This window comes from Dyella ginsengisoli (assembly GCF_044904665.1).
In the GTDB taxonomy this organism is placed as follows: domain Bacteria; phylum Pseudomonadota; class Gammaproteobacteria; order Xanthomonadales; family Rhodanobacteraceae; genus Dyella_A; species Dyella_A ginsengisoli.
In genome coordinates, this window is record NZ_JADIKM010000001.1 from 694,899 (window position 1) to 718,344 (window position 23,446).

At 67.8% G+C, this 23,446-nt stretch carries 22 protein-coding genes; 13 read left to right on the forward strand and 9 right to left on the reverse strand.

Features of this window, described 5'->3' with window-relative positions; all coding sequences use genetic code 11:
* Window positions 1-58 precede the first annotated feature (58 nt).
* Window positions 59-475 carry a large-conductance mechanosensitive channel protein MscL gene (gene mscL / locus ISP17_RS03165; protein ID WP_404630059.1) on the reverse strand — a complete coding sequence of 139 codons (417 nt, stop codon included), beginning with the start codon at window positions 473-475 and terminating at the stop codon, window positions 59-61.
* Window positions 476-550: 75 nt separating this feature from the next.
* Window positions 551-1,237, reverse strand: coding sequence for a fumarylacetoacetate hydrolase family protein (locus tag ISP17_RS03170; RefSeq protein WP_404630060.1), 687 nt, complete (start codon window positions 1,235-1,237; stop codon window positions 551-553).
* A gap of 158 nt (window positions 1,238-1,395) precedes the next feature.
* On the opposite strand from ISP17_RS03170, the gene ISP17_RS03175 reads away from it, so the two are divergent.
* From ISP17_RS03175 to ISP17_RS03190, 4 genes are all read left to right on the forward strand, one after another.
* Window positions 1,396-2,631, forward strand: coding sequence for an efflux RND transporter periplasmic adaptor subunit (locus ISP17_RS03175; RefSeq protein WP_404630061.1), 1,236 nt, complete (start codon window positions 1,396-1,398; stop codon window positions 2,629-2,631).
* A gap of 121 nt (window positions 2,632-2,752) precedes the next feature.
* Window positions 2,753-3,439, forward strand: coding sequence for an ABC transporter ATP-binding protein (locus ISP17_RS03180; RefSeq protein WP_404630062.1), 687 nt, complete (start codon window positions 2,753-2,755; stop codon window positions 3,437-3,439).
* 10 nt (window positions 3,440-3,449) lie between these two features.
* Complete coding sequence (locus tag ISP17_RS03185) at window positions 3,450-4,613, forward strand: ABC transporter permease (RefSeq protein WP_404630063.1); 1,164 nt, start codon at window positions 3,450-3,452, stop codon at window positions 4,611-4,613.
* Window positions 4,614-4,624: 11 nt separating this feature from the next.
* Complete coding sequence (locus tag ISP17_RS03190) at window positions 4,625-5,947, forward strand: ABC transporter permease (RefSeq protein ID WP_404630064.1); 1,323 nt, start codon at window positions 4,625-4,627, stop codon at window positions 5,945-5,947.
* Window positions 5,948-6,053: 106 nt separating this feature from the next.
* On the opposite strand, the gene ISP17_RS03195 is transcribed toward ISP17_RS03190, so the two are convergent.
* The 4 genes from ISP17_RS03195 to ISP17_RS03210 all read right to left on the reverse strand — a co-directional run bounded on the left by ISP17_RS03195 (window position 6,054) and on the right by ISP17_RS03210 (window position 9,748).
* Window positions 6,054-7,466 (reverse strand): short-chain fatty acid transporter, encoded by a 1,413-nt coding sequence (locus ISP17_RS03195; RefSeq protein WP_404630065.1) that lies wholly within the window; start codon window positions 7,464-7,466, stop codon window positions 6,054-6,056.
* 86 nt (window positions 7,467-7,552) lie between these two features.
* The gene (gene yedA / locus ISP17_RS03200) at window positions 7,553-8,461 is read right to left on the reverse strand and encodes a drug/metabolite exporter YedA (protein ID WP_404630066.1); all 909 of its coding nucleotides are present in this window, start codon (window positions 8,459-8,461) and stop codon (window positions 7,553-7,555) included.
* 32 nt (window positions 8,462-8,493) lie between these two features.
* Window positions 8,494-9,393, reverse strand: a complete 900-nt coding sequence (locus ISP17_RS03205) for a methylated-DNA--[protein]-cysteine S-methyltransferase (protein WP_404630067.1) — start codon at window positions 9,391-9,393, stop codon at window positions 8,494-8,496.
* An 88-nt stretch (window positions 9,394-9,481) separates the two neighbouring features.
* Window positions 9,482-9,748, reverse strand: coding sequence for a hypothetical protein (locus tag ISP17_RS03210; protein ID WP_404630068.1), 267 nt, complete (start codon window positions 9,746-9,748; stop codon window positions 9,482-9,484).
* A 78-nt stretch (window positions 9,749-9,826) separates the two neighbouring features.
* On the opposite strand from ISP17_RS03210, the gene ISP17_RS03215 reads away from it, so the two are divergent.
* Entirely contained in the window at window positions 9,827-10,168 is a 342-nt protein-coding gene (locus ISP17_RS03215) for a Rieske (2Fe-2S) protein (RefSeq protein WP_404630069.1), read from the forward strand.
* Window positions 10,169-10,328: 160 nt separating this feature from the next.
* Here the strand turns inward: ISP17_RS03215 and ISP17_RS03220 are convergent, their stop codons facing one another.
* The 3 genes from ISP17_RS03220 to ISP17_RS03230 all read right to left on the reverse strand — a co-directional run bounded on the left by ISP17_RS03220 (window position 10,329) and on the right by ISP17_RS03230 (window position 13,378).
* On the reverse strand, window positions 10,329-11,600 hold the full coding sequence (locus ISP17_RS03220; protein WP_404630070.1) for a nucleotide sugar dehydrogenase: 1,272 nt from the start codon (window positions 11,598-11,600) through the stop codon (window positions 10,329-10,331).
* Between the two features lie 319 nt (window positions 11,601-11,919).
* Window positions 11,920-12,987 carry a polysaccharide biosynthesis/export family protein gene (locus ISP17_RS03225; RefSeq protein WP_404630071.1) on the reverse strand — a complete coding sequence of 356 codons (1,068 nt, stop codon included), beginning with the start codon at window positions 12,985-12,987 and terminating at the stop codon, window positions 11,920-11,922.
* A gap of 205 nt (window positions 12,988-13,192) precedes the next feature.
* On the reverse strand, window positions 13,193-13,378 hold the full coding sequence (locus tag ISP17_RS03230) for a hypothetical protein (RefSeq protein ID WP_404630072.1): 186 nt from the start codon (window positions 13,376-13,378) through the stop codon (window positions 13,193-13,195).
* Window positions 13,379-13,761: 383 nt separating this feature from the next.
* Between ISP17_RS03230 and ISP17_RS03235 the strand changes: the two genes are divergently transcribed.
* From ISP17_RS03235 to ISP17_RS03270, 8 genes are read left to right on the forward strand one after another with little or no spacing between them, the layout of a single operon-like run.
* Entirely contained in the window at window positions 13,762-14,196 is a 435-nt protein-coding gene (locus ISP17_RS03235; RefSeq protein WP_404630073.1) for a low molecular weight protein-tyrosine-phosphatase, read from the forward strand.
* A 30-nt stretch (window positions 14,197-14,226) separates the two neighbouring features.
* Window positions 14,227-16,449, forward strand: coding sequence for a polysaccharide biosynthesis tyrosine autokinase (locus tag ISP17_RS03240; protein WP_404630074.1), 2,223 nt, complete (start codon window positions 14,227-14,229; stop codon window positions 16,447-16,449).
* 44 nt (window positions 16,450-16,493) lie between these two features.
* Complete coding sequence (locus tag ISP17_RS03245) at window positions 16,494-17,891, forward strand: UDP-glucose dehydrogenase family protein (RefSeq protein WP_404630075.1); 1,398 nt, start codon at window positions 16,494-16,496, stop codon at window positions 17,889-17,891.
* Between the two features lie 37 nt (window positions 17,892-17,928).
* On the forward strand, window positions 17,929-19,242 hold the full coding sequence (locus ISP17_RS03250; RefSeq protein WP_404630076.1) for an MATE family efflux transporter: 1,314 nt from the start codon (window positions 17,929-17,931) through the stop codon (window positions 19,240-19,242).
* Window positions 19,239-20,222 carry a nitroreductase family protein gene (locus ISP17_RS03255; protein WP_404630077.1) on the forward strand — a complete coding sequence of 328 codons (984 nt, stop codon included), beginning with the start codon at window positions 19,239-19,241 and terminating at the stop codon, window positions 20,220-20,222. The genes ISP17_RS03250 and ISP17_RS03255 overlap by 4 nt, the downstream gene beginning before the upstream one ends.
* Entirely contained in the window at window positions 20,219-21,439 is a 1,221-nt protein-coding gene (locus ISP17_RS03260) for a polysaccharide pyruvyl transferase family protein (RefSeq protein WP_404630078.1), read from the forward strand. The genes ISP17_RS03255 and ISP17_RS03260 overlap by 4 nt, the downstream gene beginning before the upstream one ends.
* A 16-nt stretch (window positions 21,440-21,455) precedes the next feature.
* Window positions 21,456-22,361, forward strand: coding sequence for a glycosyltransferase family 2 protein (locus tag ISP17_RS03265; RefSeq protein WP_404630079.1), 906 nt, complete (start codon window positions 21,456-21,458; stop codon window positions 22,359-22,361).
* Between the two features lie 10 nt (window positions 22,362-22,371).
* A complete protein-coding gene (locus tag ISP17_RS03270; protein ID WP_404630080.1) occupies window positions 22,372-23,436 on the forward strand; it encodes an EpsG family protein in 1,065 nt (354 codons plus the stop codon).
* Window positions 23,437-23,446 lie beyond the last annotated feature (10 nt).

Here is a 23,446-nt window from a genome sequence, read left to right on the forward strand (position 1 = left end):
TGGCGGGGTGCCCACGGGCCGCTTAGGCCACAAGTCATGCTTGCAGCCGGATCAGGGCTTACGCCTGCGGCCGGTTCTTCAGCAGATCACGGATCTCGGTGAGCAGCACCACGTCGGCCGGCGGCGGGGCGGGTGCGGCCTCTTCCTTGCGGCTGATGCGGTTGATCGCCTTGACCACCAGGAAGATCGCGAACGCGATGATCAGGAACTGGATCAGCGTGTTGACGAACATGCCGTAGTTCACCGCCACCTCGGCCACCTTGTGCGCGGGGTCGGTGTTGTCGGCGGCCTTGAGCACCCACTTCTTGTCGGCGAAATCCACGCCGCCGGTGAGCAGGCCGATCGGCGGCATGATCACGTCGTTCACCAGCGAGGTGACGATCTTGCCGAACGCGCCGCCGATCACCACGCCCACGGCGAGGTCGATCACGTTGCCGCGCATGGCGAATTCCTTGAACTCCTTGAGCATGCTCATGGTTCCCCTCCCAGGGTATGTGACTGACCCGGCGACTCTAGCGCAGTGGCCCAAGGGGCAACAGGCGAGCGCTGCTCAGGCCACGCGTCCGTCGAGCGTCGTCACGCCCACCAGCTCGGCATGGAAGCGGTCGCCGCGCTGCAGCGCCGCCACGCCGGCCGGGGTGCCGGTGAACACCAGGTCGCCGGCCTTCAGCTCGAACAGCCGCGACAGCGCCGCCAGGATCTCCGGCACGCTGTGCACCATCTCGCCCAGCGTGGTGTGCTGGCGCAGCTCGCCGTTCACCGTGAGGCGCAGCACCGTACCCGCATCCACCGTGGCTTTCGCTGCCGGCACCAGGGCCGACACCGGCGCGGAATGGTCGAACGCCTTGGCCACGTCCCACGGATGGCTTTTGGCCTTGGCGACGGCCTGCAGGTCGCGGCGGGTGAGGTCCAGCCCTACGCCGTAGCCCCACACCAACCGGGCCGCCATCTCCGGCGACAGGTCGCGACCGCCGGCGCCCAGCGCCACCACCATCTCCACCTCGTGGTGCAGGTCGGCGGTGGCCTGCGGGTAGGGCACGTCCGCGCCGTCCGTGACCACGGCATCGGCGGGCTTGCAGAAGAACAGCGGCGCGTCCTTCTCCACCACCGCGCCCATCTCGCGCGCGTGCTCGGCGTAGTTGCGGCCGATGCAGAAGATGCGGCGCACGGGAAAGCGCTGGTCGCTGCCGGCGATCGGCAAGCTGGAAACGGGCGGGGGAGTGATGGCGTAGGTCATGCCCGAAAGCGTAGCAGGGCACCCCACGGCCGCGGCAGCGCGGGTAGCGAATGACAGCTGTCACCGCCGATGCCTGATGACGGCCGCTGCCTTTCGATCGGCGCACACTCCACCCTTGTCGCCAGGATGAGCCGGGGTGGGCCGGCCGGGGAGTACACGTGGACAACGCGGAACTGTTGAAGCAGCTGCGCATCGATCGCAACCAGCGCGAGGAGGTCGGCAGTGGGGGCCACAGCGGGCGCTGGATCGCACTCGGCGTGGTGCTCGTGCTGCTGATGGGCGCGGGCGGCTGGTGGTGGATGGCGCATCGCCCGGTGGTCGTGCAGACGGCCGTCGCCGCCAGCCCCGGCAAGCAGGGCGAGGCCGGCGCGGTGCTGGAAGCCACCGGCTATGTCACCGCGCGTCGCCAGGCCACCGTCTCCGCACAGATCACCGGCACGCTGACCGAGGTGCTGATCGAGGAAGGCGACCACGTGACCAGGGGCCAGATCCTGGCGCGACTGGAAGACAGCGGCTATCGCGCCAACCTCGACGCCGCGCTCGCCAGTGCCCAGGCCGCGCAGGCGCAGGTGGCGCAGCTGCAGGCCCAGCTGGTGCAGGCGCGCGCCGATGCGGCGCGGCTGGATGCGCTGGTGGATCGCGGGCTGGTGTCGAAGCAGGCAGCCGAGCAGGCGCGCACCGCCGTGGCCAGCTACCAGGCGCAGGTCGATGCACAACGCCGGCAGGTGGCCGCCGCACAGGCGCAGGCGCGGGTGGCGCAGGTCAACTACGACTACACCGTGGTGCGCGCGCCGTTCGCCGGCGTGGTTACCGACAAGGCCGCGCAGGTCGGCGAGATCGTCTCGCCGCTCTCGGCCGGCGGCGGCTTCACCCGTACGGGCGTGGGCACCATCGTGGACATGGATTCGCTGGAGATCGACGTCGACGTCAACGAGGCCTACATCGGCCGCGTGCAGCCGGACATGCCGGCCGAGGCGGTGCTCGACGCCTATCCCGACTGGCGCATCCCCGCCCACGTCATCGCCATCGTGCCGACCGCCGACCGCGGCAAGGCAACGATCAAGGTGCGCGTGGCGCTGGAGGCGAAGGATGCGCGCATCGTGCCGGACATGGGCGTGCGCGTGGCCTTCCTGGAGCACAAGGAGCCGGCGGCCGCCGCATCGCCCAAGGGCGTGCTGGTGCCGGCCCAGGCGCTCACGCAGCGCGACGGAAAGAACGTGGTGTTCGTGGTGCAGGGCAAGGTGGCGCGGCAGCGCGTCGTGACGCCCGCAGCGCAGACCTATGGCGATCTGCGCCTGCTGCCCGAGGCGGTGAGCCCCGGCGACAGCGTGGTGGTGTCGCCGCCATCCACGCTGCACGACGGTTCGGCCGTCCAGACGTCCACCCCACCCTGACATATCCCTGTAGGAGCCCGCTGGCGGGCGATGCTCCTGGCTTTGATGCAGACCAGGAGCAAGAGCATCGCCCGCCAGCGGGCTCCTACCGCGGGCCATTCATCTACGCAGGAGAAGCACCATGGAAACGCTGATCGAGATCCACGACCTGGCCAAGGTCTACGAGCGCGGCAAGCAGAAGGTGGAAGTGCTGCACCACGTCGACCTGGCCATCGCGCGGGGTGACTTCCTGGCCCTGATGGGGCCGTCCGGCTCGGGCAAGACCACCTTGCTCAACCTCATCGGCGGCCTGGATACGCCCAGCGCGGGCAGCATCACCGTCGGCGGTCAGCGCATCGACCAACTCGGTGCGGGTGCGCTGGCGAAGTGGCGCGCATCCAACGTCGGCTTCATCTTCCAGTTCTACAACCTGATGCCGATGCTCAGCGCGCAGCGCAATGTGGAGCTGCCGCTGCTGCTGACCAAGCTTTCCGGCGCACAGCGCAGGAAGAACGCTGCCATTGCGCTGCAGCTGGTGGGTCTGGCCGATCGCGCCTCGCACAAGCCCAGCGAACTCTCCGGCGGCCAGCAGCAGCGCGTAGCGATCGCCCGCGCCATCGTCTCCGACCCCACCCTGCTGGTATGCGACGAGCCGACCGGCGATCTCGACCGCCAATCCGCCGAGGACGTGTTGGGCCTCCTGCGCACGCTGAACCGCGAGCACGGCAAGACCATCGTGATGGTCACGCACGATCCCAAGGCCGCCGAATACGCCGACCACATCCTGCACCTGGACAAGGGCTCGCTGGTCGAGCAGGCCACGGCCTGAGGAGGCGGCGATGAAATACCTTCATCTCATCTGGGCGGCGCTGTTCCGCCGCAAGACGCGCACCTTGCTCACCCTGGTGTCGATCATCACCGCGTTCCTGCTGTTCGGCATGCTCGACGCGGTGCGCACCGCTTTCGACAGTGGCAGCAAGAGCGTGGTCGGCGTGGATCGACTCATTACCGCCTCGCGCTACTCGATCATCCAGTCGCTGCCGCAGGCCTTGCAATCGCGCATCGCCGGCGTGCCGGGCGTGCGGGACGTGGCGTATGCCAACTGGTTCGGCGGCTTCTACCAGGACCCGAAGAATTTCGTCTTCAGCTACGCGGTGAGCCCGAACTACCTGGACGTCTATCCGGAGATCCAGCTGTCGCCGGAGCAGCGCAAGGCGTTCGACGGTACCCGCACCGGCGTGGTGATCGGCCCGTTGCTGGCCAAGAAGTACGGCTGGAAGGTGGGCGACAAGATCCCGCTGCAGTCGGCCATCTTCCCGCAGAAGAATGGCGACAAGACCTGGCAGTTCGACATCGTCGGCATCTTCAGCGTCGGCAAGGGGGCAGCCAACGGCCTGGACCAGCTGTTCCTGCTGCACTGGAAATATTTCGACGAGGCCAACCTCTACGCGCGCCACGAGATGGGATGGTACATCGACCGGCTGGCCGACCCGAATGCCGCCGACAGCGTGGCCAAGGCGATCGACGCGATCTCGGCCAACTCCGACCACGAGACCAAGACGCAGACCGAGCAGGCCTTCAGCGCCTCGTTCGCCAAGCAGCTGGGTGACATCGGCCTGATCGTCACGGCAATCATGGGCGCGGTGTTTTTCACCCTGATCCTGCTCACCGGCAACACCATGGCGCAGGCGGTGCGCGAGCGCACGTCCGAACTGGCGGTGCTCAAGACGATCGGCTTTTCCAGCTCGGGCGTGCTCGGCATGGTGCTGGCCGAGTCGGTGCTGTTGCTGGTGCTGGGGGGCGCAATCGGTCTGGGCATCGCTTCGCTGCTGGCGCCGGTCGTGACCAAGGGCAGCGGCGGCATGGTGAACCTGCCACCGGTCGGCGCCACCAGCTGGGCGATCGGCGTGGGGCTGATGGTGCTGATTGGCCTGGTGGTCGGCGCACTGCCGGCGCTGCGCGCGATGCGCCTGAACATTGTCGACGCCCTCGCGGGCCGCTGAGGAGATCCATCATGAAAAAATTTCTCGGCTTCCTGGGCAACCTCGGCCTGCTGGTGCTGCTTGCCGCGGCGCTGGTGATCTGGACCCGACTGCCACTGGCAGCAGTCGGCGGTCTGGCACTGCTGCTGGTGCTCTGGCTCGTGCTGTTCCGCCGCGGGCGGCAGACGCTGTCGGTGACTCGCGTGGGCATCAGCACGCTGGGCCAGCGCATCGGTGCCTCGTCGGTGATCGTGATCGGCATCGCCGGCGTGGTCGGCGTGCTGGTGGCGATGCTGGCGATGGGCGACGGCTTCGCCGCCACGCTGCAGCAGACCGGCAGCGACGACACCGCCATCGTGCTGCGCGGTGGCTCGGCGGCCGAGCTCAACTCGGTGCTGGAACGCGACAGCCTCAACGTGATCGAGCAGGCGCCCGGCGTGGCGCGCGATGCCGACGGCAAGCCGATCGCCTCGGCCGAGATCTCGGTGGTGGCGAACCTGGCCAAGAAGAACGATCCCAGCGTGGAAGCCAACGTGCAGATCCGCGGCGTCAGCGATGCGGCGTGGGCGCTGCGCCCGAACGTGCACATCACCGAGGGGCGCCGCTTCAAGCCGGGCCTGCGCGAGCTGGTGGTGGGGCAGGGCGCGCAGCGGCAGTTCGCCGGGCTGGAAGTGGGGCGGCAGATTCGCCTTGCCGGGCAGCCGTGGACGGTGGTCGGTGCGTTCGCCGCCAACGATTCGCACGATTCGGAACTGTGGGGCGACATGCAGACCGTCGCCTCGGCCTACCGGCGTGGCTCCAGTGCGCAGTCGGTCACCGTGCGCCTCACCGCCCCCGCGGCCTTCGCCACCTTCAAGGCGGCCCTGCTCAGCGACCCGCGCATCAAGGTGGATGTCACCACCACCCGCGAGTACTTCGCCAAGCAGTCCGAAGGGTTGACCAAGCTGATCCGCATCGTCGGGCTCACCGTGGGCATCATCATGGCCATCGGCGCGGTGTTCGGCGCGCTCAACACCATGTTCGCCGCCGTCGCTTCGCGGGCCCGGGAGATCGCCACGCTGCGCGCGATCGGCTTCCGCGGCGTGCCGGTGGTTGTGTCGGTCCTGCTGGAGACGATGCTGCTGGCCCTACTCGGCGGCCTGCTCGGCGGCTTCGTCACCTGGCTGATCTTCAATGGCTACACCGCGTCGACCCTGGGCTCGAACTTCAGCCAGGTGGTGTTCCAGTTCAAGGTGTCGCCGCAGCTGCTGTGGACCGGCATCAAGTGGGCGATGGCGATCGGCTTCATCGGCGGGCTGTTTCCGGCGGTGCGCGCCGCGCGCCTGCCGGTGACCACGGCGCTGCGTGAACTCTAAGGGCGAGGAGTGAGTGGAGAGGAGTGAGAAGTGAGAGAGAGCGTCGGCCTGACGCGCTGATTGGCCTGTTTCTCACTCCTCACTTCTCGTTCCTCACTCCTCGCTCCTACGGCATGACCGGCGGCACGTAGGTCAGCGTCATGCCCAGCAGCCACAGCAGTCCCAGTACCAGGGGCACGTGCACCACGAGCTGCATGAAGGTGTAGCCGACCACGTCGCGGGCCTTCAAGCCGAGCACGCCCAGCAGCGGCAGCATCCAGAACGGGTTGATCAGGTTGGGCAGCGCCTCGGCGGCGTTGTAGACCTGCACGGCCCAGCCCAGGTGCACGTGCAGGTCGTTCGCCGCCTGCATCACGTAGGGCGCTTCCACCAGCCACTTGCCGCCGCCGGACGGCACGAAGAAGCCGAGCACGGCCGAGTACGCGCCCATCACTGCAGGGAAGCTGTCGGTGGAGGCGACGCGCACGAACAGGCCGGACAGATGGTGCGCCAGCGTCTGGCCGTCCGCGCCGGTGGCCTTGGTCAGCAGCGCGGCGATGCCGCCGTACAGCGGAAACTGGATCAGCACGCCGGCCGTGCTCGGCACGGCGCGCGCCACCGCATCGAGAAAGCTGCGCGGGCGCCAGTGCAGCAGCAGGCCGAGCGTGAGGAACAGGAAGTTGTAGGCGTTGAGGTCGGCCACCACGGTGATCGCCGGCCGGGTGGCGAACTGGTAACCGAGCCAGCCCAGGCCCAGTGCGCCGATCAGCACGGCCAGCAGCGGGCTGTATTCCAGCCATTCGCCGGGGCGGGTGCGCGGCGGCAGCGCGGGCAGCGGCGCCTCGCTCACGCCGAAGTCCTGCGCCACGCGGGCATTGGCGTCCGACGGTGCGGTGAACCAGCAGATCAGCAGCGACACGGCGGTCAGCGCCGCGGTGAGCACGATCGACTGCCACAGGAAGATCGTCTGGGTGAAGGGCAGGACGCCGGTGATGTCGAGCAGCCCCGGCGGCATGCTTTTCGGGTTGGCCTGTAGCTGCGCGGCCGAGGATGAAAGTCCCATCGCCCACACCGCGCCCAGTCCGAGATACGCCGCTGCGCCCGCAGCGCGATAGTCCATCCTCAGGTCGTTGCGCCTTGCCAGTGCGCGCACCAGCAGGCCGCCGAACACCAGCGAAAAACCCCAGCTCAGCAACGAGGCCAGCATGCTGACCAGCCCCACGTAGACCACGGCGCCGCGTCCCGAGCGCGGCACCCGCGCCAGCGCGTCGATCAATCGCGCCACCACCGGTGCGGTGGCCAGCACGTAGCCGCCGATCACCACGAACGCCATCTGCATGGTGAACGGGATCAGGCTCCAGAATCCGTCGCCGAAGGCGTTCACCGTCGCCACCGGCGTGCCGCCCGTGCCCAGCACCGACAGCGCCACGATCACCACGCCCAGCGCCGCAAACACCCACGCATCGGGAAACCATTTCTCCGACCACGCTGCGCTGCGCAGGGCCGCGCGCGCCAGCAGACCTTCATTCGTCGTGGACATGCCTCGGGCTCCATCGGTGGAAGCGGGCATGGTGGCGCGCGCGTGCCGAGGCCGGCAAGCCGACCAAGGTGGAGCAGCGTCAGGCGTCAGGCGCTGCGCTTCTGCCGCGCCAGGGTGATCACCCCCACGCCGAGCAGGATCACCGCCATGCCGGCCAGATCGAACGGGCCCACATGCTCGCCGGCGAACAGCACCCCGAACAGCACGGCGACGGGCGGGTTCACATAGGCGTAGCTGGTGGCCACGGCGGGGCGCGCGTGCTTGAGCACGTAGAGATACGCGCTGAAGGCCACGATGGAGCCGAACAGGGCGAGGTAGGCCACCGCTGCGGTGGCGCGAACGGTCGGGTGGTCCGGCAGGTGCTCGCCACCGGCATAGCCCACGCCTAGCAGGGCCACGCTGGCGCAGAGCATCTGCGCGGCGGTGTTCATGGGGCCGGCGGGCATGTCCTGGCGGCGGCTCCACGCCGAGCCGAACGCCCAGCACATCGCCGCGGTGATCAGCGCCAGCGCGCCGATGCGTGAGCCGGACAGGCCGGCGCCCAGGTTCAGCACCACCACGCCGGCGAATCCGATCAGCAGACCCACCGTCTCGCGCCGCGTCGACCACTGGCCGTACATGCCGGCGAACAGCGCGGCGAACAGCGGCATGCTGGCGACCGCCACGGCGGCGATGCCCGAGCTCACGCGCTGCTCGGCAAAGCACACCAGGCCGTTGCCGAAACCGAGCAGCAGTACGCCGGTGAACGCCGCATTGCGCCACTGCCGTGCGGTCGGTGCGGCCAGTCCACGCATGCGCAGGAAGCCGTAGAGCAGCACGCCCGCGCCGAGAAAGCGCACGCCGGCGAGCAGGAACGGCGGATAACTTTCCAGCGCGTAGCGGATGCCGAGATAGGTCGAGCCCCAGATCACGTAGAGCGCGAGCAGGGCGAGCGGAATCATCACGCGCTCGTCGACGGGGCCGCGTGCGGCGGACGCGGAAGCTGGCAGGGACATGCGTGGGGAATCGCGCGGGGGAGAGCGCGCCATTATCCGCGAGCGCGGCGCGCCGCACGAGGGGCGACGCTGGCATCGCGAGGGAGCGTCGCGGCGTGTTCGCGGGCAAGCAGCTGTACCTTGCGCTCCACGCCCCAGCGCCAACCGCCGGGCGAGCCGTCCTCGCGCACCACGCGGTGGCAGGGCACGATCAGCGCCAGACGATTGCTGCCACAGGCCTGGCCAATGGCGCGGGCCGCCTTGGGCATGCCCAGCTCGCTGGCCAGTTCGCCGTAGCTGCGCGTGCTGCCCTCGGGAATGCGGGTGAGCGCCTGCCACACCCGCCACTGGAAGGCAGTGGCGGCCACGTCGATCGGCGGCAGCGCTGGCGCCTCGGCATCGCTCCAGCCCAGTTCGTGCGCAATGCGGCCGACCACGGCGTCCAGCCATTCCTCGCGGCCGGCGTCGACGCGCTCGCGCTCGGCACGGGGAAACTCCTGCGCCAGCCGCGCCTGCAGCGAGGCCTCGTCGTCGCCGAGCGACACGGCGCACAGACCGCGCGTGGTTGCAGCGACCAGCAGCTGTCCCAGCGGCGTGGCGGTGATGGTGTAGCGGATGCTGGCGCCGGCGCCGCCGGCGCGGTAGCTGGCAGGCGTCATGCCAAGCAGGCGATCGCTGTGCTCGTAGACGCGGCTGGCGGAGCCGAAGCCGGCGTCGTAGACCGCATCGGTTACCGCGCTGCCCTCACGCAGGGACTGGCGCAGTTGGTCGAAGCGCCGGGCGCGGTGGTACTCGGACGGGCTGACACCGTAGCGGCGACGGAACGCGCGCTGCAGGTGGGTGGCACTCAGGCCCGCGGTGGCCGCCAGTTCGGCCAGCGTCGGCAGCGCATCGCACTGCTCGATCCGCGCGCGGATGCGCTCGAGGGCGGTATCGGTGGTGGGCTTGGTCATGGCGGCATCCGCGAGAGGATGCGCTCAGGCTAGTGGCGCAGCGCGGAGCGGGCCATCCGGATCTTGCGCGTCACCGCGCAAGGCGCAATCAATGCGCGGCGCGACGGCCTTCGTGCAGCACCACGAATTCGCCTTCCAGCGTCTGCGAGCGATGCGCGGCGCGCGCGGCCGAGGGACTGGCGCGCAACTTCCACTGGCGGACCGCCAGCAGCAGCACGCCGCCGACCAGCAGCACACCGGCGACGGCCAGTCCGAACACCAGCAAGACGCCCACCACGGCGAGGCCGAGTAGCATCGAAAGAGCGCGGACCAGCGGGTGGCGGGCACGACGTGGAGCGGGCAGGACGAAGCGCATGTGTTAAAAATCCGTGTGGTAAAATCAACGACTTACGCGTGCAACGATGAGGCCTGCGTGCCTCCGAGACAAGTGCCGATGGATAGAAACGAGACCGCCCTCCCGCTCTGCCGGCTGGACGATATTCCCGACGGCGAGGCGATTGCCGTCGATGCGGTGCTGCCTGACGGCCCGGAGAGCCTGATCGTGCTGCGACAAGGTGCCGCCGTGCACGCCTACCTCAACATCTGTCCGCACGCGGGGCGCCGGCTGGACTGGGCGCCGGGCAAGTTCCTGATCAGCAAGGGCGCGCTGATCTGCGCTGCCCACGGTGCCAGCTTCACCGCGTCCACCGGCTGGTGCATCGGCGGGCCATGTCGCGGTCAGGAGTTGCACCGGGTTGCCGTCGCGGTGGTCGAGGGCGAGGTGCGCCTCGCCTAGGAGCCTGTCGGACTTTGGTCGGCCGCGCTGCAAATCAGGCTCCGTGGTCCATGTTTCCGCCGCTTCTTGGCCTATAGAACCACTATGGGTCAGCGAATCGTCGAAAATCTGTCCTCGCACAGCCGTATTTTCGCCTCGACCACCAAGGCCCGACAGGCTCCTAGAGTCGCGCGTCGGCGAGCCCCGGCGGCAGCACGCTCTTGATGTCGAACAGGGCGCAGGCTTCGCGGCCCCAGGCGCGGATGGCGGCCGCGTCCATCGCGACGAACTGCTGGTGCGCCACGGTGAGCACGATGGCGTCGTAGCTGTCGACGGCAGGCTGTTCGATCGGCCTCAGGCCGAGCTTGCGCTCGGCTTCGTCGGCGTCGGCCCAGGGGTCGTAGACGTCCACCGTGGCGTGCGCCGCTTCCAGCTCGCGCACGATCTCCACCACACGGGTGTTGCGCAGGTCCGGACAGTTTTCCTTGAAGGTGAGGCCCAGCACCAGGATGCGCGAGCCCACCACGTGAATGCGCTTGTTCGCCATGAGGCGCATGACCTGGTGCGCCACGTGCAGGCCCATGCGGCTGTTGATGCGCCGCGCGGCCAGGATCAGCTCCGGGTGGTAGCCCAGCACCGTCGCCTTGTGCGTGAGGTAGTACGGATCCACCCCGATGCAGTGGCCGCCGACCAGCCCGGGCCGGAACGGCAGGAAGTTCCACTTGGTGCCTGCGGCGTCCAGCACGTCCTGGGTGTCGATGCCCATGGTGTTGAAGATCATCGCCAGCTCGTTGATCAGCGCGATGTTGACGTCGCGCTGGGTGTTCTCGATCACCTTGGCCGCCTCGGCCACCTTGATGCTGGGTGCCTTGTGCGTGCCGGCGGTGATGATGCGCCGGTACAGCGCGTCGACGACCTCGGCGACCTCGGGCGTGGAGCCGGAGGTGATCTTGGTGATCGTGGCGAGGCGGTGCTGGCGATCGCCGGGGTTGATCCGCTCCGGGCTGTAGCCGCAGAAGAAATCCACGTTGAAGCGCAGGCCCGAGACGCGCTCCAGCACCGGCACGCACACTTCCTCGGTGGTGCCCGGATACACGGTCGATTCGTAGATCACGATGTCGCCACGCTTGAGCACGCCACCGATGGTGGCGCTGGCCTGCTCCAGCGGCGTGAGGTCGGGCCGGTTCGCCTCGTCCACCGGCGTGGGCACGGTGACGATGAACACGTTGCAGTCGGCCAGCGCGGAAGGATCGCTGCTCAGGCGCAGTTCGGTCGCCGCGTAGATCTCGGCGGGCGTGGTTTCGTGCGTGTGGTCGATGCCCTGACGCAACTCGTCGACGCGAGCCTCGTTCACGTCAAAGCCGAGCGTCGACAGACGACGCCCGAACTCGACGGCCAGCGGGAGCCCGACATAGCCGAGGCCGACGATGCCGAGTTGGATGGGTTTCAACATGCCGCCTATCTTGAAGGGTCCGGCAGCGGTCGCCAAGCCGCCGGCGGGCGCCATCCGCGAGCGGCGCGGGATGCGACGGCCGGCGCGGCGATGCATTCAACGCGCGTCGAGCGGCAGCGTGCCCCCGCCTGGCGAGCCTAGGCCGCCCGCGGTGAACCGGATCAACCGGGTCGCCACCACCCGCGGCAGGCGCTCACGCCTGCACCAGCCGTCCCCGCCGTGCAGTGGAGCTTCCGGTGCCGCGGGCGGGGCGTCCGATGGCGCCTTGCCAACCCATGGCAGGCGCCTCGATCCGTCAAGAATCCGGCCCGTCAGCCGGTCAGTTGCCCAGCCGCTGGTTGGTCAAAGCCGCATTGCCCACGATGCCGGACAGCGGCAACAGCTGGCTGAGGACGCGGTTCCACCGCGTGACACCGGCCGGTCCGACCCACACCACGTCACCGGCGTGGATCCTGAAGTTGTCCGCCAGAGCGAAGGCGGCGGGAGAGCGGGCGTTGAGGTGGTAGACCGTGGCGGGCTCCTGCATCAGGTTGGCGACGCCGCGAATGACATAGACCGCCTTGCCATTGGAAGTCACCGGATTCAGCCCGCCGGCGCGACCGATCACCTGGGTCAGGGTCAGCTGGGCGGTCTTGAAGGTGATGGCCTGGGGCCGGATCACCTCGCCCATGACGTAGACCTCGCGATTGTCGTTGTAGGGCAGGAACAGGCGGTCACCGGGCTTGAGGTAGATCCCCCGGATCGCTCCCTCGGCACTGCCGGAAGCGTTGAGATCCAGGTGGTAGTCCTTGCCGTCGCGCGTCAGCACCAGGTCCGAAAGGTCGGCTTGGGCAGTGTCCACGCCGGCGCTGCCGACGACCTGCGCCAGAGTCATCGGTACCGAGTCGATCGACTGAGGATCCGTTTTCGTGAAGGCGCCGCCGAGCGTGATGCGCTGGCTGCCGTAGCCGACCACATTCACATCCACCTGCGGATCGTCCACGTAGCGCGCCAGCTTCGTGCTTATTTCCTTGCGCAGCTCCTCCACGTCCATGCCCGCGGCCTTGATGGTGCCGACGTAGGGATAGAAGAGCGTCCCATCCGGACGGACCAGGCGGCCATTTGGGACCGTCTGCTGTTGCGAACCGGCCGGTGAGGTGAGTTCCGGGTGGTCCCACACCGTGATGTAGAGCGTGTCGCCCGGTCCTATCTGATAGGACTCGGGCTGGTAACTGAGCAACTCGGCAGGCACTGCGTGGCCGGACGCATCGGTCACCGCGCTGGAGACCAGCTCCGGCGTGATCTGCACCATCTGCACGTGGCCGCTTTCCGGCGCGTCGTCGCTGGTGATCGAGTCCGGAGTCAAATGCTGCCCGGGCGCGATGGCGCAGCCGGTGAGCAGCAGCATCGAAAGCGCAATTCCTGCAAACCAATGACTTTTCATGACCGTGGCCTTCTATGGCGATGCCTTGATTCAGGCAAAAGTTGGTCCTGCCTCAGGCGAGGCATGACGGTAAATAGAATCTCCCCGCTTTCAGGCGAGTCACGCGAACATCATTCATTCCAATGGCGGCGGCCATCATTCGGCCGGATGCCTATTGGAAACACCCTCGTTACATGGCTTCCATGCACTGTGCGGCAATATAAAAGCCGATTTGTGATGCGTTATTGACGCGGCGCAAGTAGGCGCGCGATATCACCGTTTTTTTGTGAACAAAACGTGCGTGCGGATGAATTGCGTCTTCACGTGTGTGAAAGACGCTTGATTCGCCAGTGATCCGTGCGAGGCTTTGTTTCAAGCCATTCCTGACCGCGTTTCGAATGAGATGATTTTTGTAACTGTTTGTAACAATGAGTAACAGTGGCTGACACCTGCCGGTTTGATCTGGATCACCTGGCGTCAACACACGAGTGTGTATCTCTCAAGAAGACAGTCTCGAGTGTCGCAACAATCACGCGTGACAAACTTTTTTTGCATATTCGTGAAATTGGCGTCTATTTCCGAAGTTGCACTTGACGTGCTTTTGGAGTTGCCATTGCCAAGCTTCCGGTCATTTTTTTGGCATTCAATTGATGTTTGACAAGTGCCGGCCCGATTTCGAATGGAAAAATGCCTTTTTCAGGGGCCATGCCACGGATTTCGCATCGGCCCACAAGGGACTGCGCGGGGGCGCTTCGGTACGTGTTCAATCGCATCTTGATCGTGTGTGTGGGCAATGTCTGTCGCAGTCCGATCGCGGAGTTCCTGCTGCGCGATCGGCTTGCTGGCCGGAGCGTGCAGGTGACCAGCGCGGGGTTCGGTGCGCTGGTGGGGCATCCGGCGGACCGGCACGCCACGGCGCTGCTGCACGAGCGTGGCATCGACGCCTCGACGCATCGGGCAAGGCAGGTCGAGCCGGCGATGTTGCGGGATGCCGATCTGGTGCTGGCGATGGAACGCCGGCACGTGCACGCGGCGGCAAGGCTGGCTCCGGAAGCCAGCGGCAAGTTGTTCTTGTTGAGGCGATGGCTCGATGCCGGCGACGTGCCGGACCCCTACCTGCAGTCGCGACAAGCGTTCGAACACGTCTACACCCTGATCGAGCGAGGCGTCGCCAGTTGGCTGCGCTACCTGTGAACCCTACTCATACTCTCTGGAACGGCCTCCATGACTACTCGCCAGACGTTCTCTCCGCGCGATGACGACATCGACCTGCGCGCCATCCTCGGCACCCTGCTCGACCACAAGTGGCTGATCATCGCCGTCACCGGGCTGTTCACCGTGGCGAGTGTCGGTTATGCCTTGCTGGCCACGCCCATCTACCGCGCCAGCGCCATCGTGCAGGTCGAGCAGAAGATGCCGGGCCTGCCCGGTCTGGACGATCTGGCCCAGACGCTCGGCACCTCTACGTCGCAGGCGGTGACCGAGATCGCGCTGCTCACCTCGCGCTCCGTCGTGGGCCAGGCCGTGCACAACCTGGGCCTGGAAGTGGACGCCGAGCCCGAGCACTTCCCGGTGGTCGGTGCCTACCTCGCGCGCCATTACACGCCAGACCATCCCGGGGCGGTGGCCGCTCCCATGGCCGGCATGAACCGTTACGACTGGGGCGGCTCGACGCTCGACATCTTCCAGTTGGACGTACCGGCGAGCCTGCTCGACACGCCGCTGCATCTGGTGGCCGGCCAGCGCGGCGCCTACACGCTGACCGACGATGACGGCAACATGCTGCTCTCCGGTCGCGTCGGGGAACTGGCGTCCGCCGGCGGCATCGAGATGCAGGTGAAAGCCCTGCAGGCCAACCCCGGCACGCGCTTCGACGTGGTGCGCCATGCATCGCTGGGATTGATCACCGCGCTGCAGGGCAACCTGATGGCCTCCGAGCAAGGCAAGGACTCCGGCATCATCCAGGTGTCCTACGAAAACGCCGATCCGCAACTGGCCACCAACCTGCTGGACCAGGTCACCGCGCTGTACGTGCGCCAGAACGTCGATCGCAACTCGGCCGAAGCGGCCAGCAGCCTGAAGTTCGTCAAGGATCAGCTGCCCAAGGTGCGCATGGACCTGGAGCAGGCGACGCAGGCGATGAATGCGTTCCAGACGCGGGCGCACTCGGTCGACATCACGCTGCAGACCAAGGGACTGCTCGATCAGATCGTCTCCATCGAGAGCAGCCTGCAGCAGTTGCACATGCAGATGAGCGACATGCAGCACCGCTACACGCCGCAGCATCCCGCCTACAAGGCGCTGCAGCAGCAGATCGGCCAGCTGGAGGGTCAGCGAAGCGCGCTGCAGAAGCAGGTCGGCCTGTTGCCCGACACGCAGCAGCAACTGCTGCGCCTCACCCGCGACGTGCAGGTGAGCAACCAGACCTATACCAACCTGCTCAACCAGGCCCAGCAACTGGATATCGCGCGTGCCGGCACGGTGGGCAACGTGCGGGTGATCGATCGCGCCGCGACCGATACGACCAAGCCGGTGTGGCCGCGGCGGATCCTGCTGGTGCTGGGCGGCACGGTGCTGGGTGGCTCGCTCGCGGTGGGCTTCGTCTTCCTGCGCCAGCTGCTCAAGCGCGGCATCGAGGACCCGGCGGTCATCGAGGCGCTCGGATTGCCGGTGTACGCGTCCATTCCGCGCAGCGAACTGATGGAAGGCGCGTTGCTGCGCAGCAGCCGTCGGCGTCCGCGCTACGGTCAGCGCCTGCTGGCGCTGCGCGCGCCCGCCGACATCGCCACCGAAGCCCTGCGCAGCCTGCGCACCAGCCTGCATTTCGCCCGCCTCGAAGCCAAGAACAACCTGCTGATGATCAGCAGCTCCAGCCCGGGGGCGGGCAAGACCTTCGTCGCGGCCAATCTGGCCGTGGTGATCGCGCAGGCCGGGCAGCGCGTGCTGCTGATCGATGCGGACATGCGCAAGGGCAGCCTGCACGCGTCGGTGGGTGGCCGGCCCGAGCAGGGCCTGTCGGATCTGATCAGCGGCCAGATCGATCTGCCCCACGCGATCCGCAACGTGGAGGGCGTCAACAAGCTGTTCTTCATCGCGCGCGGCAAGGTTCCGCCGAACCCCTCCGAGCTGCTCATGCACGCCAATTTCGTGGCGTTGCTGGACAAGCTGAAGTCGCGCTTCGACCTGATCATCATCGACACGCCGCCGATCCTCGCGGTGACCGATGCAGCGGTGATCGGCCATCACGTGGGCACCGCCCTGATGGTGGTGCGGTTCGGTCTCAACCAGGCGCGCGAGGTGGGGTTGTCCAGGCAGCGCTTCGAGCAGAGCGGCGTGCCGATCAAGGGCGTCATCTTCAACGCCGTGGAGAAGCGCGCCGCTGGCTACTACGCCTACTACGCCTACGCGAGCGCACCGGCCGAGATCCCGGCCCCGCTGGGCGCCTAGCCCGTGCCTGCCATCCACCCCCACACCACGGAGCGGTCGCAACGATGAAAGTCACCCTGTTCGGAACCGGCTATGTCGGCCTGGTCACTGGTGCATGCCTGGCGGAAATGGGCAACGAAGTGACGTGCGTCGACGTCGACATGGACAAGCTTGCCCGGCTCAAGCGCGGCGAGGTGCCGCTGTACGAGCCCGGGCTCGAGCCGCTGGTGCGACGCAACCAGGCCAATGGAAACCTTGGATTCACGATCAATGCCGCCCCGGCCGTGGCATCGGCCATGGTGATCTTCATTGCCGTGGGCACGCCGCCGAGCGAGGACGGCAGTGCCGACCTCAGTCATGTGCTGGCCGTGGCACGAACCATCGGCCAGCACATCAGGCAGTACGTGGTGGTGGTGAACAAATCCACCGTGCCGGTGGGCACCGCCGAGCAGGTGCGGGCGGCGATCAGTGAGCAGCTGGCGGCCCGCGGCGCGGTGGTTCCGTTCGACGTGGTCTCCAACCCCGAGTTTCTGAAAGAAGGCGAGGCGGTGGAGGACTGCCTGCGCCCGGAGCGGATCATCCTCGGCAGCGAGAGCGCGCGTGCGCTGGCGGTGCTGCGCACGCTGTATGCGCCGTTCAATCGCAACCACGAACGCATCCTGGTGATGGACGCGCGGTCGGCCGAGCTGACCAAGTACGCGGCCAACGCCATGCTCGCCAGCAAGATCAGTTTCATGAACGAGATGGCGAACATCGCCGAGCGCCTCGGTGCCGACATCGAGCAGGTGCGACGTGGCATCGGTTCGGACCCGCGCATCGGCCATCACTTCATCTACGCCGGGGCCGGCTACGGCGGCTCGTGCTTTCCCAAGGATGTGCAGGCGCTGCGGCGCATGGCCCGCGGCCGCGCCTACGAGCCGCTCGTGCTGGGTGCGGTCGAGGCGGTCAACCATGCCCAGAAGCTCAAGCTGTACGACCTGATCCGCCGCCACTTCGCCGGCCAGCTCAAGGGCAGGACGGTGGCGCTGTGGGGACTGGCCTTCAAGCCCGATACCGACGACATGCGCGAGGCGCCGAGCCTCTACCTCATGCGGGCGCTGTGGGATGCCGGCGCGACGGTGCGCGCGCATGACCCGCAGGCGGGCGACGAGGCACGGCGAATCTGCGGCGAGCGCGCGGACCTGGTGATCTGCGATCACCCCTACCAGGTGCTGGAGGGCGCGGACGTGCTGGCGGTGATCACCGAATGGAAACTTTTCCGCAGCCCCGATCTGGCGCGTATCCGCGACGCATTGCGCGAACCGGCGATCTTCGACGGTCGCAATCTCTACGATCCCGAGGCGGTGGAGCATGCCGGGATCGCGTATTACGGGATCGGTCGCGGGCGTTCGCTGCGCATTTCCTCGATGGCGCTCGATGCTCCCCTGACGGCATTCGATGTCCTCCCGCTGGCGACGGTGTAGACCAGCCATGGCATCGGTTCTCTTGTCACGCTGGCCCATGACCTACCTGCCGCAGGGCTGGCACCGCGCCGCGGGTGCCATCTCGCTGCTGTGGTTTGCCACCGCGCTCGGTGCCGGCATGGCGTTCCTCACCCAGGCCCTGCTGGCCCGCGAGCTGGGGCCGGCCGGCTATGGCCTGTTCACCTCGTCGCTGGCCATGGTGTCCATGGTGGCGCCGCTGGCGGGTTTCGGCCTCGCCCAGTTCTGGCTGAAGGTGTACGGCGCGGAGGGCTGGGCGGCCGATCGCTGGCTGCGGCCGTCGCTGCGGTTCCTCGCGGTGACCACCGCGCTGACGATGTCGATCGTGGTCGTGTGGGCTGGCGTGGGTGCGCCGGCGGATGCCGCCTCGACCCTGGTGATCCTGCTGCCGGTGGTGCTGGGCGTGCTTGCCGCATCGCTGATCAGCACCAAGCTGCGGCTGGAGGAGCGCCACGGGGCGCTGGCGCTGTGGCAGCTGGCCACCCCGGGCAGCCGGATGATGGTGGCCATCGCGCTCATGCTGGTGCCGACGCTGGCCGGGCGCTTCGTGGCGTTCGGGTTCGCCGTCATCTCACTCGGCGTGGCGGCACTGGCCACACCGCAGGTGTGGGCGATGCTGCGCGGCGAGATGAGGCTCCACGGCCACGGCCCGCGTCCGGCCGCTCCCGCTGCCGGGGTACACCGTGATGTCGACGCACCGCGCGCGTGGTCGGTCTGGTCGCAGGCGTGGGCGTTCGGCCTGTCGGCGGTGCTGTATCCGGTGTTCTTCCAGATCAGCACGGTGCTGGTGAAGTACTTCGACGGCAACGTGCAGGCCGGCATCTTCGGCATCGCGCTGGCGGTGATGACGGCGATCTACCTGATCCCGTCCACGGTGTTCCAGAAATACCTGCTGTCCAAGCAGCATCGCTGGGCGGTGCACGATCCGAAGAAGTTCTGGCTCGTCTATCGCCGCGGCAACGTGATCATGCTGGTTGCCGGCATCGTGCTCGGCGGCCTGGTTGCCCTCTTGGCGCGATGGGCGGTGCCGCTGGCGTTCGGCGAAAAATACCGGGCCGTGACGCCGGTGCTGATGGTGCTGGCGTGGTGCGTGCCGATCCGCTTCATGTCCACCGGCGTCGGTTCGGCGCTGCTCAGCGAGCGGCACATGCGCTACCGCGTGTTCGCGATGGGTTTGAGCGCGCTCGTGGTCATCGTGCTCAACGTGCTGCTGATTCCCACCCACCACGAAATCGGCGCGGCGATCGCGACGGTGGTGGGCGAGTCGGTGCTGCTGCTGGCCCTCTACGGCGGTGTGCAGCGCTTTCATCCACCGCGGGAGCGCGCGTCATGATGCTCGGCTCGCGCCTCAAGCGCTTCATTCGACCGCTGCACAACCTGCTGTGGGCGTTCAACGGGTTCGCCTACGATTTTTCGCGCTACGTGCGCTACGGCGGATGGCGCGGGCATGCCGACCACCGCAGGCGCGACTACAAGGCGGTGAAGACCTATCACCAGCTGGAAAAGAGCCTGAGCTTCCGCGAGCGGCGCGCGGGTTCGGGCTGGGAGGCGGCCGACAACCTGTTGCGCCTGCTGGGCCGCGGCGAGCCCGCGCCGGCTGGACTGGGCTATCACGAGACGGTCGGCCTCAAGGTGCTGCGCGACTTCGCCGCCAGCGCCGATGGCGGCGGTGAAACCGCGCGCCGGGTGGAGGCATTCCTGCAGCAGGTGCGGCAGCAGTCGGCCGAGGGCGGGGTGATCGAGCTCGGCGTCGATGAGCTGCTCGCCGGGCGGCTGGACGACCCCGAGCAGTTCTTCTTCTCGCGTCATTCCGTGCGCGACTTCCGCCCTGCCGCGGTGCCGCGCGAGCTGCTTCAGCGCGCCATCCGGCTGGCGATGCGCACGCCCTCGGTATGCAACCGCCAGGCGTGGCACGTCTACCAGATGGACTCGCGCGCCAGCATCGATCGCGCGCTGGCGCTGCAGAACGGCAACCGCGGGTTCGGCCATGAGGTGCCGTGCCTGCTGATCATCACCGCCGACCTGCGCGCATTCGATACCCACGGCGAGCGCTTCCAGCACTGGGTGGACGGCGGCATGTTCGCCATGTCGCTCGCGCTGGCCCTGCACTCGCTGGGGCTGGCCTCGTGCTTCCTCAACTGGAGCCGCGGTGCCCGCGACGACCGGCGCCTGCGCCGGGTCGTGGCGCTGGATGACGCCCATACCGTCATCACCATGATGGCGGTCGGCTATGCCAGCGAAAAACTCAAGGTGTGCTATTCGGCGCGCCGCCCCGTGGACAGCATTCTCACCTTTCTGGACGACCACGCATGAAGCGCTTTTATCTTTCCGGGCAACGCACTTTCGACAATCGCGGCTGCGAGGCCATCGTGCGCAGCACCGTGGATCTGCTCACCGAGCAGTTCGGCGAGGTCGAGGTGCTGGTACCCGCAACCGACAGCGAGCGCGACGCGATCCAGTGGCCCGAGGCGGCTGCCCGCGGGGTGCGCTTCGTGCGCGCCTATCTGCCGATGGAGGGGCGTTACTGGGTGCAGTTGCAGCGCCTGCCGCTGCCTTCGCTGCAGGGCGCGAGCTGGCCGTTCCCGATGCCGTCGTGGCTGCGTCACGACCTGGCCAGCGTGGATGCCGTGCTGGCCGTCGGCGGTGACAACTACTCGCTCGACTACCGCATTCCCTCGCCCATAATGGCGGTGGATCGCTATGCCATGGACATGGGCAAGCCGGTGATTCTCTGGGGTGGTTCGGTGGGCCCGTTCGATCGCGCGCCTGGCCTGATGGCTCCGATGGCCCGGCACCTGGCGCGCATGCGGCACGTGGCGGCGCGCGAGTCGGTGAGCTACGAGTACCTCACCGGCAAGCTGGGCCTGAGCAACGTGATCCGGATGGCCGATCCCGCCTTCGTGCTGGCTCCCGAGCCGGTCGCGCTGGATGCCTTCTGGCCCGAAGGCAGCGGTCGGGTGCTCGGCCTCAACGTCAGCTCGCTCATCGAGCGCTACCGCCGCCCGGGTCAGGACCTGCGGACCGAGGTCGGCGATTTCATTCGCCACGTGGTCAGCGCGCTGGGCATGCGGGTGCTGCTGGTGCCGCACGTCAATCCGCTCACCGAGGACGGCCACGGCGGCGACTCGGACTACATGGCGCCGCTGCTCGACCAGCTCGATGACCTGGGCCGGGCGGTGACGCTGATGCCCGGCCACTTCAATGCAGCGCAGACCAAGTACGTCATCAGCCAGCTGGATTTCTTCATCGGCGCGCGTACGCACGCGACCATCGCGGCGCTGTCCAGCGGCGTGCCGACCATCTCCATCGCTTACAGCGTGAAGGCGCGCGGCATCAACCGCGACCTGTTCGGCAGCGAGGAGATGGTGCTGCAGACGCCGGATGTCTCGGCGATCTCCCTGCGCAAGGCGATGGACTGGCTGGTGCAGGAGGAGCGCCATTTGCGCGACACGCTGGCGCGTCGCATGCACGAACTGCGGGCCATGGCGCGCGCCGCGGCGGCACGCATCTCCGAACAGCTGGTTCACTGAGAGCAGCCCCTCGCGCATGAACTCCCAAGCCGTCAGCCTGCGACCGATCGAACTCGCTCCCGCCGTGGACACGCGCGTCGCTGCCGCAGTGGTGCCGATGGCGCCAGTCAGCGTGGTGGTGCCCTGTTTCCGCTGCGCCGGCACCATTGCCGGCGCGGTGGCATCGGTGGCTGCGCAGACCCTGCGGCCGGCCGAGGTGCTGCTGGTGGACGACGCCAGCGGCGATGACACGCTGGCCTCGCTGGAAGCAGTGGCGCGCAGCTATCCAGCCGGCTGGGTCAAGGTCATTTCCTTGTCCGTCAACGGCGGGCCGTCCTCGGCCCGCAACGAGGGGTGGGAGCAGGCGCGCCAGCCGTGGATCGCGTTCATCGACGCCGACGACAGCTGGCATCCGCGCAAGATCGAACTGCAGATGGCGGCGCTCGACCAGGATCCGCACATCGCGATGATCGCGCATCAGATGAACGTGCAGCCGCGCTCGGCGCCGCCGCCCGCCGTGACTCTGCCGATCAGGCTTGCCGCGGTGCCGCGGCGCCTGCTGCGCATGCGCAGCGGGTTTCCCACCGCCTCGGTGATGCTGCGTCGCGACCTCCCGTTCCGCTTCGACGAGAGCCGTCGACGTGCCGAGGACGCGCTGCTGTGGGGGCAGATCCTGCTGTCAGGCTATCGCTGCGTGACGATCCAGCAGGTGCTGGCGTCGTGGCACAAGCAGCCCTTCGGCGAAGGCGGGCTCAGCGGCGATCTGGCCGCCATGCACGCGGCGGCGTGGGACATGCGGCGAGCACTGTACGCGCAGGGGCTGGTGGGTCGAGCCGAACTGCTGGCCGCCCACGCCTATTCGGTGGTGCGCTATGCGCGACGCCACGTGCTGACTTTCCTGCGTCGCCGGCGCGCCGGCAGCGATGCCGGCCGGGGGAGCTGACGCCATGGCCATGAACGAAGGTCTCGTGAGCTCGCCGGCGACCGTGGCGTACTTTGGCGATTCCACCGCGGCCAACGCCCGCGCCGTGGTCACCGTGCTGTTGGTGGCCGTTGCCTGGGTGATGACCGCCGCGGTGGTGAGCCTGCGCTCCACCGATGTGGGCACGGACACGCACATCTACGCGTGGGTGTTCCTGGCCATGCGCAACGGCGTGGTCGACACGCGCTTCGAGCCCGGCTTCGTGGCACTCACGCGCGTGAGCAGCCTGCTTGGCATGAGCGTGGTGGGCTACCAGGCCACGCTGTTCTCCGTGCTGCTGGGTGGCGCGGTCGTAGCGGCGAGGAAGTACTTCAACTACCTGGGCTCGCAGCGCGAGTTCCTCACCTTTCTCTGCGCGGTCCTGGTGTTTCTTTTCGTCTCGCCGATGTTCGTCAACGCGTCGATCAACGCGGTGCGGCAGGGGCTGGCGGCGCCGCTGGTGTTCGCTGCGTTGCTGGCCTTCCACCGTCGCCAGTGGCGCAGTTTCGTGGTGCTCGGCGCGCTGGCCAGCAGCCTGCACTACTCGTCGCTGATCTATCTCGGCTTTGCACCGGTGCTGCTGCTCAGGCTGCGCACCCAGCGGCTCGTGGCGGCCATCGGGTTCCTGGCGTACTGCTCCGGTCTCTCGATGCTGGTGGTGCGCGCCGCGGCGCCGGCGGTCTACACCGCGGTGATGAGCTACAGCTCCGGTGCGGTGTACCGGGCGGGCGTGCGGCTGGATTTCGCGGTGTTCTCGCTGTTCTGGTACCTGCTGCCGTTCCTCGCTTCGCGGCTGGTGCGCGAGCCGTTCGACGAGCGCATCAAGCAGAGCGCCGCTGTCTACATGACCATGGTGCTGCCGTTCCTGGCGGTGGGCTGGGGCAATTACTCCAACCGCTATCTGCTGGTGCCATGGGTCGCCGCCTCGTTCATCGTGGCGGCCATGGCCTGCCATTCGCGCCTGCCGGCCTTGCGCCATCCGCTACTGCTGCGCCTCGCGCTGATCCCGGCCGCCGGGGTGTTCTGCTACTACGTGCTGCACATGGTGCTGATATGAGCGTGCCCCG